Here is a 1209-nt window from a genome sequence, read left to right as displayed (position 1 = left end):
TTTAACAATCAGGACTGAGGGTGATTCACCCCACCAAAGGCAGTTGGCTTTGGGATGCAGTGAAATGCAGCGTGAGAAAGCGCAATCGCGGAGATCAGCAACGCGACACGGCATCGCCAAAGTTAACTAAAGGAGGCTATATGCCACGCAATAAGCAAAAGAATCTGGCCCGTGCCGCAGCACATTGCGCCGAGAAAGAAGCTCAGAAGCGGTTTGAACGCAAATTAACGCAGGCCATGACTGGCTGCTCTGACCGTGTACTGAAAGCAGTGAACAGCACTGAGTACAAAATGAAGATGCGCAGCAAGCCAGTTCCGGAAGCTGTGAGTCGACAGAATCCTGAGTACCGGAAGGTCTGCAACGAAGCCAACCGGCAGATACATGCGGTTCAGAAGCAGCGCGGCAAATCGATTCCTTTAATTTGAGGTGAGCGGAATGGCTCTTAGATTCAAAATTTTGGCAGGGAAGCACGACAGCTATGAAGGCGAATACTACGAGAATATTAAGTTCGCCGATGATGCCGATTCTTGGGATGACGCCCAGCGAATCATCCAGGAGGAAAAACTCTCCACCTACCCCATTTGCCGGGTTGAGGTAACAGGATTCAAGGATGCTTAAGCGGCCTTTTTTTATTGGTCATTGTAAATCTAACGGCGTAACGGCGAGGTGATAGATGCTGGTTGTTGGCGGAAAGTACGCAACGAAGAATGGGTTTACTTTCGAGGTTCAGCGGGATGATTCGGAGTTATTCCCCGTTTATCAGTTCTTCGGAAGGGTCACAAAAGCGGACGGCCAGTTAGACCGGATTGCATTTTATACGGCTGGCGGTAGATATAAGGAATCACCATCCGAATATGACTTGATTTTTAATTAATAGGCTGCCTAACCCGCAGCCTTTTTTAGAGGTGAGTTATGGCACTTGACCACGGCATGTTAAATGTCCCGCTGGAAAAGCGGCGGAAAGAAAATGAGCTGTTTGTACGAAAAACAATATTCAACAATGCAAAAGCCGACGCAAAGCTGCTTTATGACCTGATGGATAACAGGCTGATAAAGGCCGAAGCAAAACGTCGCGGACTGAAGTTGAGCGAGTTCCGCGAGGTGCTGAAGGATATTCGCGATTTTAAGCCGAAGCAAGCACCAATAGTTTTCAAGAAATTCATCAGGGCCGCATAAGCGGCTTTTTTTTACGCCCATCACCGGGGAAAA

The 1209-nt window shown here is 48.3% G+C and carries 3 protein-coding genes; all 3 read left to right on the top strand.

From position 1 onward, the window contains the following. The first annotated feature begins 20 nt into the window (after positions 1-20). A complete protein-coding gene (locus GSQ70_RS10910; protein WP_158782556.1) occupies positions 21-425 on the top strand; it encodes a hypothetical protein in 405 nt (134 codons plus the stop codon). A 10-nt stretch (positions 426-435) separates the two neighbouring features. After that, the gene (locus tag GSQ70_RS10905; protein ID WP_158780365.1) at positions 436-618 is read left to right on the top strand and encodes a hypothetical protein; all 183 of its coding nucleotides are present in this window, start codon (positions 436-438) and stop codon (positions 616-618) included. Between the two features lie 294 nt (positions 619-912). Further along, positions 913-1176 (top strand): hypothetical protein, encoded by a 264-nt coding sequence (locus GSQ70_RS10900; protein ID WP_158782555.1) that lies wholly within the window; start codon positions 913-915, stop codon positions 1174-1176. Positions 1177-1209: the final 33 nt, after the last annotated feature.

It is taken from the genome of Pantoea sp. BAV 3049 (assembly GCF_009765445.1).
Lineage (GTDB): Bacteria > Pseudomonadota > Gammaproteobacteria > Enterobacterales > Enterobacteriaceae > Erwinia.
The sequence above is the reverse complement of the archived record's forward strand: the minus strand, read 5'-3'. Positions and strand labels throughout refer to the sequence as shown.